We start from the raw sequence: 14,489 nt of genomic DNA on the forward strand, positions 1-14,489 counted from the left end.
CGCTGAAGCGAGCACCGCGCATACGTCAGGGGCGGTACGGACCCGTCCGTACCGCCCCTGAACGCTCTCACAGCACCCCTACAGCACCTTCGACAGGAACGACTTCGTCCGGTCGTGCTGCGGGTTCGTCAGTACGTCACGCGGGTGGCCGGACTCGACCACCACACCGTCGTCCATGAAGACCAGCGCGTCGCCCACCTCACGCGCGAAGCCCATCTCGTGCGTGACCACGATCATCGTCATGCCGTCCTGTGCCAGGTCGCGCATGACGTCGAGGACATCACCCACCAGCTCCGGGTCGAGCGCCGACGTCGGCTCGTCGAAGAGCATCAGCTTCGGCTCCATGGCCAGCGCACGCGCGATGGCCACCCGCTGCTGCTGGCCGCCGGAGAGCTGCGACGGATAGTTGGCCGCCTTGTCGGCCAGGCCGACCCGGTCCAGCAGCCGTTCGGCGCGGGCACGGGCCACGGCCTTCGCCTCGCCCCGGACCTGGACCGGCGCCTCCATGATGTTCTCGATCGCCGTCAGGTGCGGGAAGAGATTGAAGCGCTGGAAGACCATGCCGATGTCCCGGCGCTTCCTGGCGACCTCGCTGTCCTTGAGCTCGTACAGCTTGTCGCCCTTCTGGCGGTAGCCGACCAGCTCGCCGTCGACCGACAGCCGGCCGGCGTTGACCTTCTCCAGGTGGTTGATGCACCGCAGGAAGGTCGACTTTCCCGAGCCGGACGGGCCGATCAGACAGAACACCTCACGCGGCGCGACCTCCAGGTCGATGCCCTTGAGGATGTGGGCGGCGCCGAAGGACTTGTGGACGCCCTCGGCCTTCACCATCTGGGTCATGCCATGCCTCCCTTGGGCCGGCCGAGGGACAGCACATTGACTCTGATGCGCTGGAACGGCGTCGGCGGCAGGCTGCGGCTCGACCCGCGCGCGTAGTGACGCTCCAGGTAGTACTGGCCGAGGCTGAGCACCGACGTCAGGATGATGTACCAGACCGCCGCCAGGAAGAGCATCTCCACCGCGGCACCCGACGTCTGCGCCACATTCTGCGTGGCCCGCAGCAGCTCGGTGTACTGCACGGCCACCGCCAGCGACGAGGTCTTGAGCATGTTGATGACCTCGTTGCCCGTGGGCGGCACGATCACCCGCATGGCCTGCGGTACGACGATCCGGCGCAGCGTCTTGGCATGGCTCATGCCCAGTGCGTGCGCCGCCTCGGTCTGGCCCTCGTCGACCGACTGGAGGCCGGCCCGGCAGATCTCCGCCATGTACGCCGCCTCGTTGAGGCCGAGGCCCAGCAGCGCGCACAGGAACGGGGTCATGAAGGACGACCACTCGTCCTTGTAGATCGGCCCGAGGTTGATGTACTCGAAGACGATGCCCAGGTTGAACCAGACGAGCAGCTGCACATAGACGGGCGTGCCGCGGAAGAACCAGATGTAGAACCACGCGATGGCGGAGGTCACCGGGTTCTTCGAGAGCCGCATCACCGCCAGCACGATGCCGAGCACCACGCCGAGGATCATCGCGAGGACCGTGATGATCACCGTATTCTTGACGCCCGTGAGTATCTGGCCGTCGAAGAAGTAGTCCGGGATGGCGGCCCAGTTCACATCGCCCTGCGCGAAGGCGTAGACGAGCGCGACCAGCACCCCGATGGCGACGACCGCGGACACGTACCGCCCGTAGTGCCGCACCGGAATGGCCTTGATGGACTCCGGTGGGATGCTCGGCGCGTCCCGGGGTGCGTCCTCGGGCCCGTCCGACTTGTTGATCTCAACAGTCACGGATGCTGCCTTTCAGAGCCGGGAGCGGATCAGGAGCCGCCGTTGAGCTTGGCTTCCGTGACCGCGCCGGCTTCGACACCCCACTTGGCGATGATCTTGCCGTACTCGCCGTTCTTGATGATCGCGTCCAGGGCGGACTGGAGCGCCTTGGTCAGTTCGTTGCCCTTGGCCACGGCGATGCCGTACGGAGCGGCCTCGACCTGCTCGCCGACCAGCTGGAAGTCATTGCCGCCGCCCGAGGTCTTCACCGCGTACGCGGCGACCGGGAAGTCACTGGAGCCGGCGTCGGCGCCGCCGCCGCGCAGCCGGGTCTGGGCCTCCAGGTCGTTGTCGAAGGCCTCCAGCGCGATCTTGCCCTTGCCGGCCGTGGTGCACTTCTCGCTCTCGGCCTTCGCCAGGTCGTGCGAGACGGTGCCGCGCTGGACGACCATCTTCTTGCCGCACAGGTCCGACCAGCTCGCGATGCCCTTGTCGGCGCCCTTCTTGGTGTAGATCGAGACACCGGCGGTGAAGTAGTCGACGAAGTCGACGCCCTGGCCGACCTTCTTGCCGGTCTCGCCGTCCACGCCGTCCTGGCGGTCCTTGGTGTCCGTCATGGCCGACATGGCGATGTCGTACCGCTTCGAACGCAGACCCGTGAGCAGCGTGTCGAAGGTGCCGTTCTCGAACTCGAACTTCACCCCGAGCTGCTTGCCGAGCGCGTCGGCGAGGTCCGGGTCGATGCCCACGGTCTTGCCGGCCTTGTCCTTGAACTCGACCGGCGGGTACGCGATGTCGGAGCCGACCTTGATGACGCCCTTGTCCTGGATCGCCTTGGGCAGCTGGTCGAAGAGGGGAGCCTTGGCCGAGTCGGAGGATTCGACCTTCTTCGAGCCACTGTCCGTCTGGTCGCCACAGGCGGTCAGCAGCATGGCGCCCGCGACCGCGATCGCGCCAACCGCGGCGATCCGGGACTTCGCGGCGGTCGTACGACGGGTGGTGCTTGCGGTCATGATCAGGGTCCTCCGACGGGTGAGGGAGCTGCCAGGTGGTCGGGCACGCCTCTTCGAGTGTCGCGACCGTGTGTGATTAGGGCATCCTGCCATTTGGACTGGCCCATTCAGGGGACCAGGCATGTCAAAATCGGGTAACGGGAGACCCCCGCACCCCAATATGGCGGTACATCAGAACCGGACCATCTGTTGGAACGCCTTCTTCCGGCCGGATAATCTCCGGCCCCTTTCGTCTCTCGAACGCGATTCATACCGTGTGACGGAAGTGTCCGAATGTTCGGCTATGAGTCATGTCACCGCGGGGATGTGGACTCGTGGACGATGCGACCGTCGGGTAAGAAGGACGATTACACCCCTCATCCGGGGCTCAGGGCGCGTGTGCGGCGCGCCCGCGCGTGCGCATATCCCCCTGCCGGGCGGGCCAACCGCCGACGCGGGGCGCGGACGCGGTGCCCACCCACCCCTCCTCAACCAGGAGTGGCCACCCTCAACTGATGAAGACTTTAAGGGGTCACCTACATGGCAGCGGAGATCGTCAATCCTCGCAGCGACAGCGCTACTGGCAGCGCTGATGACACCGCTTCTCCCGGCGCCGACAGTACGCGGAACGCCACCGAGGAGCCCTTCGATCCGGCCTTCGCGCTGCACCGCGGCGGCAAGATGGCCATCCAGGCCACGGTGCCGGTGCGCGACAAGGACGACCTGTCCCTCGCGTACACGCCCGGTGTGGCGAAGGTGTGCAGCGCGATTGCCGAGCACCCCGAGCTGGTGCACGACTACACCTGGAAGTCGCAGGTCGTCGCCGTCGTGACGGACGGTACGGCGGTGCTCGGGCTCGGCGACATCGGTCCGGAGGCCTCGCTCCCCGTGATGGAGGGCAAGGCGATCCTGTTCAAGCAGTTCGGCGGCGTCGACGCGGTGCCGCTCGCGCTCGCCACCACCGACACGGACGAGATCATCGAGACGGTGGTGCGGCTCGCTCCCTCGTTCGGCGGGATCAACCTGGAAGACATCGCGGCGCCGCGCTGCTTCGAGATCGAGCGCAAGCTCCAGGAGCGGCTGGACATCCCCGTCTTCCACGACGACCAGCACGGCACGGCCGTCGTCACGCTCGCGGCCCTGCGGAACGCGGCGAAGCTGACCGGGCGCGGCCTCGGTGATCTGCGCGCCGTCATCTCGGGCGCGGGCGCGGCCGGTGTCGCCATCGCCAAGTTCCTGCTGGCGGCGGGCATCGGCGATGTGACGGTGGCCGACCGCAAGGGCGTCGTCAGCGCCGATCGCGACGACCTGACCGACGTCAAGCGCGAGCTGGCCGCGATCACCAACCGGGCCGGGCTCTCCGGCTCGCTGGAAGCCGCGCTGTCCGGCGCGGACGTCTTCATCGGCGTGTCCGGCGGTACGGTCCCGGAGCCCGCCATCGCCTCGATGGCACCCGGCGCGTTCGTCTTCGCGATGGCCAACCCGAACCCCGAGGTCCACCCGGACATCGCGCACCGGTACGCGGCGGTCGTGGCGACCGGGCGCAGTGACTACCCGAACCAGATCAACAATGTGCTGGCCTTCCCCGGGATCTTCGCGGGGGCGCTCCAGGTGCGGGCCTCCCGTATCACCGAAGGCATGAAGATCGCCGCGGCGAACGCGCTGGCGGATGTCGTCGGCGACGAACTCGCCGCGGACTACGTCATTCCGTCGCCGTTCGACGAGCGGGTCGCGCCGGCCGTGACGGCGGCGGTGGCCGCGGCGGCCCGCGCGGAGGGCGTCGCGCGCCGCTGACCGCCTCCGGCGCCTGTACGGCTCGTACGGGCCGCGTCGTGGCCTCCTGGGGAGGTACGACGCGGCCCGCGCGCTTTCCCGGCGTCCGGGACGCGTGTCACACAGCAGTACGGTTCCTTGCCGTCCGGCTCCCGCTCTAGGGTCAAGGTCATGTTCGCCGCCTACGCAGCACGCATCGACCGCGACCACCCCCTCAACGGCCTTGAGCTGGGCGAACGCCCCGCGCCCGAGGCGCGCCCCGGCTGGACCACCGTCACGGTGAAGGCCGCCTCCCTCAACCACCACGATCTGTGGTCGCTGCGCGGGGTGGGGCTGAGCGAGGACAAGCTGCCGATGATTCTCGGCTGCGACGGAGCCGGTGTCGACGAGGACGGCAACGAGGTCGTCCTCCACTCCGTCGTCGGGCAGACCGGCCACGGGGTCGGGCCGCGCGAGACCGGTTCGATCCTCACCGAGCACTACCAGGGCACCTTCGCCGAGCAGGTGACCGTGCCGACCTGGAACGTGCTGCCCAAGCCCGCCGAGCTGACCTTCGAGCAGGCCGCCTGTCTGCCGACCGCCTGGCTGACCGCGTACCGCATGCTCTTCACCAACGCCGGTGTACGGCCCGGGGATTCGGTCCTCGTCCAGGGCGCGGGCGGCGGGGTCGCCACCGCCGCGATCGTGCTCGGCAGCGCGGCGGGGCTGCGGGTGTACGCCACCAGCCGCGACGCGGCCAAGCGGGCGCGGGCCGTCGAACTGGGCGCGCTCGACGCCTTCGAACCGGGCGCGCGGCTGCCGCAGCGCGTCGACGCCGTCATCGAGACGGTCGGCGCCGCGACCTGGTCGCACTCCATCAAGTGCCTCCGGCGCGGCGGCACCCTGGTGATCTCGGGCGCGACGAGCGGAGACCGGCCGGAGCACGCCGAGCTGACCCGGATCTTCTTCCTGGAGCTGAGGGTCGTCGGCTCGACGATGGGGTCCAAGGACGAGCTGGAGGATCTGCTCTCGTTCTGCGCGACGACGGGCGTACGGCCGGTCATCGACCAGGTGCTGCCGCTGGACCGGGCACGGGAGGGCTTCGAGAAGATGGCCGCGGGTGATCTCTTCGGGAAGATCGTCCTGACCAGCTGAGCGACGGTCAGTCCTCGGACTGGTGCACGAGGATGAAATCGCCGTACGGGTACGAGCCCGGCCGGCCGGCGGTCTCCGTCAGCGCCCGGCGCAGCGTGCGCAGATGCGCGGTCGTGAGCGCGAGCGGGGGCTCGTCCGGCTGGTGGACCGTACCGCGCGGATAGTCCACGTCCGGTGTGGTCGTCATCTCGATATGGCAGCCCAGCACATCGGTGACGGTCCGGGACGCGCAGAAGTCGAGCAGCCGGTCGACGGTCCGGGTGTACGCGGGCGCGTCGCGGACGTAGAGGCGCCCGGGGTAGAGGGAGTCGCCGGTCAGCAGCAGCCCGGTGTGCCGGTCGTGGAAGACGACGGCGGCCGTCTCGTGGCCAGGCCCGGGGATGAGATCGATGACGCGGCCGCCCAGATCCAGCTCGCCGAGCCCGTCCGGCCAGCCGGTCAGTCCGTACGCGGCGAGGACGTCGTCGAGTCCCGGTCCGACGACCGTGGTGTGCGGGCGGTCCTCGAACTGCGCGTCCGCCGCGATGTGGTCGCCGTGCCCATGGGTGTGGGCGACGAGCAGGCCGTACGCCTCCGGGCGCGGATGGCGCCGCAGCCAGTCCGCCACCAGCCCGTCGACGGTCTCGCGCAGCGGAAAGCGGGCGGGGTCGGCGGTCGCTCCGGTGTCGAGGAGCAGCGCGCGCTCGTTCCCGAACAGCAGGAAGAGGAACGGCGCCTCGAAGTGCACCGACTTGCCCTGACGCAGGATCAGCGTGTTCTCGCTGTGGACGTGGACCTGAAGAGGTACGTCGGCGTGCCAGTCGACGTCGAGCGTGCCGGGCACGGGTGTGTCTGCGAGGTAGTCGATCACCTGTCCACCCTAAGCCCGTCAACCTTGGTTGACAGCCGCTTTGATGTCAACGTACGTTGACATCATGACCGAAGCAACGGATCTCGCCGAACGGGCGGGTGACCGCGACCCCCGGGTCGGGCTGAGGGCCGTCGCCGCACTGCGGCGGCTGCTGGAACAGCTCGAATCCGTACAGGTGCGCAGCGCCCGCAATCAGGGCTGGTCGTGGCAGGAGATCGCGGACGAGCTGGGCGTCAGCCGGCAGGCCGCGCACAAGAAGTACGGGAGGCAGTGATGTTCGAACGCTTCACCGAGGGCGCCCGAGGTGTGGTCACCGGGGCTGTCGGACACGCCGAGCGCGCGGGTGCGGACACGGTCGCCGAGGAACACATGCTGCTGGCGCTGCTGGACCAGGAGGGCACGCGCGCGTCCTTCGCGTTCGCCTCGCTCGGGATCGGCGGGCGGCGCGAGTCGGTGGAGACCGCGCTCGCGGAGGCCCGGCGGCGGGGCGGCCTGTCGCAGGCGGACGCGGACGCGCTGGCCGGGATCGGGATCGACCTGGGGGAGATCGTCTCGAAGGTCGAGGAGGCGCACGGGGAGGGGGCGATGCGGGTCGGCGGGAAGCCGAAGCGATGGTGGCCGGGGCGCCGGGGGTTCACGCCGGCGGCGAAGGGGGCGCTGGAGAAGTCGCTGCGGATCGCGGTGGGCCGCGGTGACCGGCATATCGGCGACGAACACATCCTGCTGGCGCTGACGGCGTGTCCTGGCGTGGTGGCGGAGGTGCTGGCGGACCACGGAGCGACGTACGCGACGGTGTCGCGGGCGATGTTCGGCGAGCAGGAGTGAGGCGCGCGGGGGCGTGGGCGGCGCGATGCCCGGCGCCCACGCCCCCCCGCCGGCCGCGTGTGCCCCCGCGCCCCACTCCGCGCCCCACCCCACGCCCCCACTGCGACCGTCAGACCCGCGGCGTACGCAGAAGCGCGCTGATGTGGGCCGCCGCCGTGGACAGGTGACGGCGTGCCTCGCCCAGTTGGGCATCCGTCACCCCGTGGTCCCTCGCCGCGTCGCGGATGTCGTCGCGGAAGCGGTCCAGCAGCCGGTCCAGGGTGCGCGCCGGATCGTCCGTCTCCGGCGTGTCCTTCGCCCAGCCGGGCTCAGGGCCGGGCTCGGGGGAGGGTTCGGCGGCCGGCTCGGCAGCCGGGGCCGGAGCCGGGGCCGGAGCTGGGTCCGCCGGCTTCGTACGCGACGGACGTGCCGTACCGGCCAGCCCGCCCAGCTGGCCGACCAGGTCCGAGAGTCCTTCCCGTACCCCCGTCGGCCAGTCGCCCCGCACGAAGTGGTCCTGCACCTGGTCCTGGACCTGCTGCGCGATGCGCTGCATCGCCTCGCGGGCCCGCTGCGCGTCCTCGCGGGCCCGGCGGGACTCGTCCTTCGCCCGGCGGGCCTGCTCCTTCCACTCCTGCTTCGCGCGCCGCAGCTCTTCCTTCGCCGCGCGCCACGACTCCGCGTCGCCGAAGACCGTGTCCCCGAAGGCCGCGTCCCGGTCGCCGTCCCCAGGACCGCCCTGGGCCGTGGAGGACTTCGCGGAGGATTTACGGGTCGCGGACGCCGCCGCCCGCATCTCGCTGCGCAGCTGGCCCGCCGCGCCCCGTACGTCGTCGCGGATCTCCGCGGCGAGTTCGGAGACCGAATCCCGGATCTCCAGCTCCAGATCGGCCAGTTCACCGCTGCGCCCGGCCAGCTCCGCGCGTCCCGCGTCGGTGATCGAGTAGACCTTCCTGCCGCCCTCGGTGGCGTGCGTGACCAGGCCCTCGGCCTCCAGCTTGGCGAGCCGCGGATAGACGGTGCCGGCGGAGGGCGCGTACAGGCCCTGGAAGCGCTCCTCCAACAGCCGGATCACCTCGTAGCCGTGGCGCGGGGCCTCGTCGAGGAGCTTGAGCAGATAGAGCCGGAGTCGCCCGTGGGCGAAGACCGGAGGCATGTCAGAGCTCCTTCGTGTCGGCCGCTACCGGAAAGGTGTCGTGCGGTTCGTCCTCCGCCGGTGGTCTTCTCAGCAGCGCGATCGAGCCCGACACCGTTGTCGCCCTGAGCGTGCCCGTGCCCGCCCCCAGCGTGCCGGTGATCTTCTTCGCGCCCCACTGCCCGCTGACCCGCAGATCCTCGAACGCGTTGGAGACGGTGCCGCTCGCCGTGTTCGCCTCGACCCGCGCGTCCGTGGGGTGCGGCAGCCGGATCGCGAGCTCGCCGGAGACCGTGGTGAGCTCGAGCTCTGTGGGCTTTCCCGCCGGGGCGAGGTCGATGACCATGTCGCCGCTGACCGAGTCGGCCCGTACGGAGGACCCCGCGCCCTCGATGAACGTCAGATCGCCCGAGACCGACTGGAAGCGGAGGTCGCCGGTGACGGCCTGGGCCTCCAGATTGCCGGAGACGGTGTCGGCGCGGACCGGGCCCGAGAGGCCCACGAGGGTCGTGTCGCCGGTGACCCCGCGGATGTCCGTACGCCCTCGCATTCCGGAGATCACGGCCCCGGCGCCGACCAGTCCGACCTCGACCGCCGTCCCGGCCGGGACGGCGAGGGAGACGACGGCGCTGCGGTGCCGGCCCTTGCGGTCGAGCCACTTGAGGAAGCCCTTCCAGGGCAGGTCCTCGTAGGCGACCGTGAGCGTGGAACCGTTCTTGGTGACGATCAACGGCGGGCCTTCGACGTGGGAGATCTCCAGTCGGGCGCCGCCCTGCTCGTTGAGCACGGCTTCATCCGTGCCGACGACATTCACCGTCCCGTTGACGATGCGCACGTTGAGTGCCGTCACCGGGTCGTCGAAAGTGAGCTTCTTCCGCTCAGCGACTTCCCACGTGGACTCTGCCATGGTGCTGACCTCCCTGGCCGGGCGCGACGCAACATATCGCGTCTTCGATGTAACACGATATATCGCGGTTACGGGAAGTCAAGGCCGGTGGCAGGCCGTAACGGGGTGCAGCGCTCACATCCGGGCAAAGTGCCCTAGCGTAAGGGCCATGAACGCGACATCCGCAGGGGCGCTGCTGCTGTGCCGGGCCGAGCCGGCGGCGGTACGGCCCGCCGCCCAGCTGCTCCGCGAACGGCTGCTGCTCGCCCCGGCCGGCCGGAACTGGAGCGTGCTGGTCCCGGAGGGGAAGCGCTGGCTGGACGGCGACCACCCGGTCGACCGGGTGGTCGCCGGCTGGGCCACGGCACTCGCCGTCGGCGCCGACTGGCCGGTCCTCGCCCTGTGGTGGGACGCGGACCGGGCCGGATACACCCTGGCGGCCGGTTTCCGCAGCCCCGTCGGCTACATCTGGCTGGCGGACGGCACGCCGGCCGGCGAGGACGAGGCGATGCGTACGTTCGCGGCCCGCCTCGGCCTCGATCCCGTACTGGACGTCCAGGCGCTGGAGCCGATGACCCGGCAGGCTCCGGAGGCCGATGCCCGGGGCCGGCTGCTCGCGCTGGCCGAGTTCCTCACCCGTACCGGCCTCAGGCTCCCGGCCGGCCTCGCCCCGGGCGAACCGGCGGACCGGTTGCGCGAGGTGGCGCGGATCCGGCCGGGCGCCGAGCAGATCGAGGGAGCCGGCCGGCGCGATGCCGTATGGACCGAACCGGACGTGGTGGAGGAAGGTCCGCTCGGCCCGTGGCTCTGCGGCCCCCGTGCCAGGGCGCTCGGTGCCGCGCAGCTCGCGGCCGGCGTCTCGCTGGCCCTCTGGGCAGCCCGCCGCCGCAGCGGTGGCTGGGCCTTCGCCGGCGCGCTGCTGATCGCGCACGGCGCGCTGGGGCTCGCGTACGACCGGCTGCGCGCCCAGGACTGAACCCGGCACGTCCCCCCTTCCGGACCCCCGCCGGAGACGGCCCGCCTACTCGTCATCGTCTTCGTCGTCCAGCCGCGCCAGATAGGTGGCGAGGCGCTCGACCGGGACCTCGAAATCGGGATTGAGGTCGACGAACGTACGCAGCTGTTCGGCCAGCCACTCGAAAGTGACCTCCTCCTCGCCGCGCCGCTTCTCCAGTTCCTCGATCCCACGGTCCGTGAAGTACATGGAATCAGCCTAATGCCTGGTGGGGGCGGTGCGGCGGCCAGGAGTACGGACCGTGGGAACGCCGAGAACCGGCCGGGCGCGAATCGCCGTCCTGCTCCATGTACCTCGCTTCGCCGCCGTACTGCCGCTAGCCTGCGGGGAATTGGGGGAACGGGGGATGTCACGGTGGACGGTGAGGCCCGTATTACGCGCATTGAGATGCCGGACGGCACGCCCGTATGGGCCCGGATCTCCGGCGCCGAAGAACTGGAGCGCCCCTCCGGCGGTCTGACGTTCTCCGACACCGGCTTCGGTGACCAGGTGCAGGCGAGGGTCGAGAGTCTGCACGGCGTGGTGACCAGCGTCGCGCGGTCGCTCGTCGGACCGCTGCGCGCGGTGCGGCCCGACGAGGTCAGCATCGAGTTCGGAATCGAACTGACGGCCAAGTCGGGCAAGGTTGTCGGACTGCTCGGGGGTGGCGAGGCCAAAGGGGCGATCAAGGTCACCCTCACCTGGAACGACGGCGGTCCGCCCACCGACCTGTCGTCGCCGCTGGTGCCCCCGCAGGCCGCCGCCCCGGTCCCGCAGGCCGCCACACCGGTTCCGCCGCCCGCCGCCACGCCCCCGCCCGGGGGCGCACCGCAGTCCCCCGCCGCCGGAGCATCCCCCGGCGCACCGGCGCATCCGGACGGGCCCACACCACCCGCCGGGAGCACACCATGATCGACGGGGGCGGCCGGGGCGCATGGGGCGCCTCGGACGACACCCGGCGTGCGCTCGTGGACCTCGTCATGGCGGCCACGGTGCGCATCCATGGCCCCGCGGCCGGGCATGCTCCCGGGGGACCGGGTGGCGGCTTCCTCGGGAGCGGCTTCTTCATCGCCCCGAGCTGGATTCTTACGTGTGCGCACGTGGCGATGCAGGGGGAGGGGCGGGACGTGACAGTGATCTTCGAAACCGGCCCCGGCAGCGGCGAGACCTCGGTGGCGGGCACCGTGGTCGCGGCGCTTCCCGAGCCGTCCCGCGGCCCCGACGCCGCACGCCCGTTCGGTACGGCCGGGGGCTGGCCGGCCCCGGACCTCGCGCTCATCCGGCTCGGCCGGCCCGTCGAGCACGCCTGTGTGTACGTCACCGAGCGCCCCGCGGCCTTCTTCGGCGGCGGCCAGGTGCTCTACTCCGGCTGGACCGAAGTGGGCGGGCGGCTGAAGCGGCTCAGCGGACAGTGCGCCGTGCAGGGCACGGTCGGCGGATGGGCCGACCCCGACGAGCAGATGCGGCTCGGCGGGGATGTGCTGCCGCCGGGCGTGTCCGGCGGGCCCACCGTCGACCTGACCCGCGGTGAGGTGGTCGGGGTGCTCAAGTCGCAGCTCGTCGGCGGCATGGGCGGGACATCCATCGGCGTCGAGCGGCTGCGCTCCCTGCCGGTGCCCGCCGCGATGGCCGGCACGGAGTCCGACGACGACTACCAGGGGGTGTTCCACGCCCACGACCGCTACCACGCCGACCGGCACACCAACCGGGTGGGCACCGGCTGGACCTGGACCGATGTGCAGAGCGGGCTCGGCGCGGGAGCCGACCGGGCCCTCAGCCCCCAGCAGCGTGTCGTCCTCCTCGGCGCCCTCGCCGAACTGCCGCCCCCCGTCAGCACCCACAGCCTGCTCGACCTGCTCGTCCGGCTGCCGGGCGTCCACTCCGTCGACCGCTATCCGGCGCCGCGCAGCTGGCGCGACGGGCTCGGCGCGCTGTACGAGACGCGGGGCGGCGAGGCCGCGCTCGAACTGGTCCTGCGCTACTGCATGAGTGTCATCGCCGCCGAGCGCCCCTATGTCACCCAGTCCACCGCGGCGTCCGAGGAGAGGCTGTGGAAATGGGTGAAGTGGATCGCCGACGAGCGGCTCTCGCGGGAGTTCCGTAACGAGATCACCCGGCTCTGGTCGGCCGGCCGCCATCGCACGGACCGTGAGGAGCGGCGCGCGTCCCCGGCGTACGGCGAGCGGCCCCGGGACGGCGAGCGCCCCTTCGTACTGCTGGAGCTGGAGCCGCGCGGCTGGGAGCGGGACAGCTACGACTGGCGGGTCGGGGTCGCCCGGCACACCGGAGAGGTGCAGCCCGTCGCCGAGGACAGCCGGGGCACCCCGGGACATGCCCTTCAGGACCGGCTCACCGCCTCGCTGACCGAGGCGTTCCGGCGGTGCGACGAGCCGGACAGCCCCGCCGTGCTCCAGGTCGCCGTCGTCCAGGCCCTGCTCGGCATGGACGTCGACACCTGGCAGCTGTCGGCCGACGAGCCGCCGCTCGGGGTCGCCCGTCCGGTGGTCGTCCGCTGCTCGGACCATGAGCCCCCGCTGTCGGAGGACGAGGCCCGGGAGCGCAGGGCGCGCTGGAGCCGCGCGTGGAGCGCCGCCATGCGCGCCGAGATCATCGACTGCGAGGACGGATTGCGGGTACCCGTACCGACGGAGGAAGACCTGCGCTCCCTGGCGTACGAAACCGTGCCCGTGCTCTGCCGTTTCGCCGACCGGCCCGACGCGGAGACCGCCGCCGGGCTGGCCCGGATGATGCGCGGCGGCTTCCACATCGCCCTGCTGCGGCGGGGCAAGGACCGGCCGGACGTGGTCTGCGCGGACTTCCACCGCAACGCAGCGGACACCGTCGCCGAGGCCGGGACGGCCGATCAGCTGCCGCGGATGATCCACGAGCTGCGACAGGGCGTGCGCGCGGGCCGTACGGAGACGTACTGGTCGGACGGCGTCGCGCTGTTCTACGACGATCCGCACCATCCGCTTCCCGGTTCCGGCCAGTTGCTGGAGGCGCCGTGAACCGGCCTGTCCGCGGACCTCTTACGGGGCCCGCGGACGATCGCTACCGTGAGGCACGTTCGGCGGTCGCAGCCCCTGGCGGACGAGTGACGACGAGGAACACGCTATGAGTGAACCCAGCGAGTGGCTCATCTACCGCGGGGCCGGCGAACCGCACGCGGGCATCAGCCAGTTGCCTCCGCCCCCGCCCTGGCGGGACTTCGCGGGCCCCGACGGCGGCTCTCCCGGTGACGAGAGCGGCGACGGCTCGGCCGACCGCCGGCTCGGCGGCTACCGGCACGAGGCCGAGCTGCACCGGCCGGGCGCCGAGGAGCTGGAAATGATCAACGCCGCGCTCTACTTGAGGCGCCCGCTGCTGGTCACCGGAAGCCCCGGCGCGGGCAAAAGCACCCTGGCGCACTCCGTCGCGCATGAACTGGGACTCGGCCGGGTCCTGCGCTGGCCCATCGTCAGCCGGTCCACTCTCCTCGACGGTCTGTACCACTACGACGCCATCGCCCGGCTGCAGGATGTGCAGATCGCCGCGCACAGCGCGGCGGCCGGCGCGGGCGCTACGGACGGCCAGGATCCCTCGGCGGACATCGGCGGCTATATCCGGCTCGGCCCGTTGGGCACCGCCCTGCTGCCCTCGGAACAGCCCCGCGTCCTGCTGATCGACGAGCTGGACAAGAGCGACATCGACCTGCCGAACGACCTCCTCAATGTGCTGGAGGAAGGCGAGTTCGGCATTCCCGAGCTGGAGCGGATCGCCGACCGGCTGCCCGACGGCGAGGCCGAGGTCCTCACCGACGACGGGAGGAAGGTGAAGGTCAGGGGCGGCCGGGTGCAGTGCAGGGCCTTCCCGTTCGTCGTCCTCACCAGCAACGGGGAGCGCGATTTCCCCGCGCCCCTCATGCGCCGCTGTATCCATCTGGAGCTTGGCCGCCCCGATCACCAGCGGCTCGCGACCTTCGTACGGGCCCACCTCGGCGACGAGGCCGCGCGCGCCGGAGACGATCTCATCGCCCACTTCCTGGAGCGTTCGCGCAGCGAACTCATCTCCACCGACCAGCTGTTGAACGCGATATACCTGACCGACGCCGCCGCCCCCGCCGGCCGTGACCGGCTGGCCGACCTGCTCATCCAGCGACTCGACCGGCCGAGGTGA

The 14,489-nt window shown here is 71.1% G+C and carries 15 protein-coding genes; 8 read left to right on the forward strand and 7 right to left on the reverse strand.

Annotation, left to right across the window (positions count from 1 at the left end; all coding sequences use genetic code 11):
• Window positions 1-78: 78 nt before the first annotated feature.
• Genes ACZ6MZ_RS05225 through ACZ6MZ_RS05235 form a run of 3 tightly spaced genes read right to left on the reverse strand, consistent with a single transcriptional unit; the run spans window position 79 to window position 2,779 of the window.
• A complete protein-coding gene (locus ACZ6MZ_RS05225; RefSeq protein WP_384184230.1) occupies window positions 79-831 on the reverse strand; it encodes an amino acid ABC transporter ATP-binding protein in 753 nt (250 codons plus the stop codon).
• Between the two features lie 5 nt (window positions 832-836).
• A complete protein-coding gene (locus ACZ6MZ_RS05230; RefSeq protein WP_384184166.1) occupies window positions 837-1,787 on the reverse strand; it encodes an amino acid ABC transporter permease in 951 nt (316 codons plus the stop codon).
• A gap of 29 nt (window positions 1,788-1,816) precedes the next feature.
• Window positions 1,817-2,779 carry an ABC transporter substrate-binding protein gene (locus ACZ6MZ_RS05235; RefSeq protein WP_389790770.1) on the reverse strand — a complete coding sequence of 321 codons (963 nt, stop codon included), beginning with the start codon at window positions 2,777-2,779 and terminating at the stop codon, window positions 1,817-1,819.
• A gap of 519 nt (window positions 2,780-3,298) precedes the next feature.
• On the opposite strand from ACZ6MZ_RS05235, the gene ACZ6MZ_RS05240 reads away from it, so the two are divergent.
• Together ACZ6MZ_RS05240 and ACZ6MZ_RS05245 are read left to right on the forward strand one after the other, a co-directional pair.
• A complete protein-coding gene (locus ACZ6MZ_RS05240) occupies window positions 3,299-4,552 on the forward strand; it encodes an NAD(P)-dependent malic enzyme (RefSeq protein WP_389790771.1) in 1,254 nt (417 codons plus the stop codon).
• Window positions 4,553-4,702: 150 nt separating this feature from the next.
• Window positions 4,703-5,665: a zinc-binding dehydrogenase gene (locus tag ACZ6MZ_RS05245; RefSeq protein WP_384184174.1), complete on the forward strand. Its 963-nt coding sequence runs from the start codon at window positions 4,703-4,705 to the stop codon at window positions 5,663-5,665.
• A 7-nt stretch (window positions 5,666-5,672) separates the two neighbouring features.
• Here the strand turns inward: ACZ6MZ_RS05245 and ACZ6MZ_RS05250 are convergent, their stop codons facing one another.
• On the reverse strand, window positions 5,673-6,515 hold the full coding sequence (locus ACZ6MZ_RS05250) for an MBL fold metallo-hydrolase (RefSeq protein WP_469349930.1): 843 nt from the start codon (window positions 6,513-6,515) through the stop codon (window positions 5,673-5,675).
• A 64-nt stretch (window positions 6,516-6,579) separates the two neighbouring features.
• Here ACZ6MZ_RS05250 and ACZ6MZ_RS05255 point away from each other — a divergent pair, with 64 nt between their 5' ends.
• Complete coding sequence (locus ACZ6MZ_RS05255) at window positions 6,580-6,789, forward strand: helix-turn-helix domain-containing protein (protein WP_384184180.1); 210 nt, start codon at window positions 6,580-6,582, stop codon at window positions 6,787-6,789.
• On the forward strand, window positions 6,789-7,340 hold the full coding sequence (locus ACZ6MZ_RS05260; RefSeq protein ID WP_469349932.1) for a Clp protease N-terminal domain-containing protein: 552 nt from the start codon (window positions 6,789-6,791) through the stop codon (window positions 7,338-7,340). The genes ACZ6MZ_RS05255 and ACZ6MZ_RS05260 overlap by 1 nt, the downstream gene beginning before the upstream one ends.
• 109 nt (window positions 7,341-7,449) lie before the next feature.
• Here the strand turns inward: ACZ6MZ_RS05260 and ACZ6MZ_RS05265 are convergent, their stop codons facing one another.
• On the reverse strand, window positions 7,450-8,475 hold the full coding sequence (locus ACZ6MZ_RS05265; protein ID WP_469349934.1) for a helix-turn-helix transcriptional regulator: 1,026 nt from the start codon (window positions 8,473-8,475) through the stop codon (window positions 7,450-7,452).
• 1 nt (window position 8,476) lies between these two features.
• Window positions 8,477-9,361: a DUF4097 family beta strand repeat-containing protein gene (locus tag ACZ6MZ_RS05270; protein ID WP_469349936.1), complete on the reverse strand. Its 885-nt coding sequence runs from the start codon at window positions 9,359-9,361 to the stop codon at window positions 8,477-8,479.
• Window positions 9,362-9,509: 148 nt separating this feature from the next.
• Between ACZ6MZ_RS05270 and ACZ6MZ_RS05275 the strand changes: the two genes are divergently transcribed.
• Complete coding sequence (locus ACZ6MZ_RS05275; protein WP_469349938.1) at window positions 9,510-10,316, forward strand: hypothetical protein; 807 nt, start codon at window positions 9,510-9,512, stop codon at window positions 10,314-10,316.
• 45 nt (window positions 10,317-10,361) lie between these two features.
• Here ACZ6MZ_RS05275 and ACZ6MZ_RS05280 read toward each other — a convergent pair whose 3' ends face one another.
• Entirely contained in the window at window positions 10,362-10,544 is a 183-nt protein-coding gene (locus ACZ6MZ_RS05280) for a DUF6104 family protein (RefSeq protein ID WP_384184194.1), read from the reverse strand.
• A 198-nt stretch (window positions 10,545-10,742) separates the two neighbouring features.
• Between ACZ6MZ_RS05280 and ACZ6MZ_RS05285 the strand changes: the two genes are divergently transcribed.
• The 3 genes from ACZ6MZ_RS05285 to ACZ6MZ_RS05295 all read left to right on the forward strand — a co-directional run bounded on the left by ACZ6MZ_RS05285 (window position 10,743) and on the right by ACZ6MZ_RS05295 (window position 14,489).
• On the forward strand, window positions 10,743-11,246 hold the full coding sequence (locus ACZ6MZ_RS05285) for a CU044_2847 family protein (protein ID WP_469349940.1): 504 nt from the start codon (window positions 10,743-10,745) through the stop codon (window positions 11,244-11,246).
• A complete protein-coding gene (locus ACZ6MZ_RS05290; RefSeq protein WP_469349942.1) occupies window positions 11,243-13,342 on the forward strand; it encodes a VMAP-C domain-containing protein in 2,100 nt (699 codons plus the stop codon). Before ACZ6MZ_RS05285 ends, ACZ6MZ_RS05290 begins: the two co-directional genes overlap by 4 nt.
• A gap of 106 nt (window positions 13,343-13,448) precedes the next feature.
• Window positions 13,449-14,489 (forward strand): AAA family ATPase, encoded by a 1,041-nt coding sequence (locus tag ACZ6MZ_RS05295; RefSeq protein WP_389790780.1) that lies wholly within the window; start codon window positions 13,449-13,451, stop codon window positions 14,487-14,489.

Source organism: Streptomyces sp. NPDC042201, assembly GCF_055582185.1.

Bases quoted from the DNA above. Each gene is read 5' to 3' on its own strand.
- ACZ6MZ_RS05270 (WP_469349936.1), bottom strand. From the start codon at position 9,361: ATGGCAGAGTCCACGTGGGAAGTCGCTGAGCGGAAGAAGCTCACTTTC.
- ACZ6MZ_RS05240 (WP_389790771.1), top strand. From the start codon at position 3,299: ATGGCAGCGGAGATCGTCAATCCTCGCAGCGACAGCGCTACTGGCAGC.
- ACZ6MZ_RS05285 (WP_469349940.1), top strand. From the start codon at position 10,743: ATGCCGGACGGCACGCCCGTATGGGCCCGGATCTCCGGCGCCGAAGAA.
- ACZ6MZ_RS05295 (WP_389790780.1), top strand. From the start codon at position 13,449: ATGAGTGAACCCAGCGAGTGGCTCATCTACCGCGGGGCCGGCGAACCG.
- ACZ6MZ_RS05255 (WP_384184180.1), top strand. From the start codon at position 6,580: ATGACCGAAGCAACGGATCTCGCCGAACGGGCGGGTGACCGCGACCCC.
- ACZ6MZ_RS05235 (WP_389790770.1), bottom strand. From the start codon at position 2,779: ATGACCGCAAGCACCACCCGTCGTACGACCGCCGCGAAGTCCCGGATC.
- ACZ6MZ_RS05245 (WP_384184174.1), top strand. From the start codon at position 4,703: ATGTTCGCCGCCTACGCAGCACGCATCGACCGCGACCACCCCCTCAAC.
- ACZ6MZ_RS05275 (WP_469349938.1), top strand. From the start codon at position 9,510: ATGAACGCGACATCCGCAGGGGCGCTGCTGCTGTGCCGGGCCGAGCCG.
- ACZ6MZ_RS05290 (WP_469349942.1), top strand. From the start codon at position 11,243: ATGATCGACGGGGGCGGCCGGGGCGCATGGGGCGCCTCGGACGACACC.
- ACZ6MZ_RS05260 (WP_469349932.1), top strand. From the start codon at position 6,789: ATGTTCGAACGCTTCACCGAGGGCGCCCGAGGTGTGGTCACCGGGGCT.
- ACZ6MZ_RS05280 (WP_384184194.1), bottom strand. From the start codon at position 10,544: ATGTACTTCACGGACCGTGGGATCGAGGAACTGGAGAAGCGGCGCGGC.
- ACZ6MZ_RS05265 (WP_469349934.1), bottom strand. From the start codon at position 8,475: ATGCCTCCGGTCTTCGCCCACGGGCGACTCCGGCTCTATCTGCTCAAG.
- ACZ6MZ_RS05225 (WP_384184230.1), bottom strand. From the start codon at position 831: ATGGTGAAGGCCGAGGGCGTCCACAAGTCCTTCGGCGCCGCCCACATC.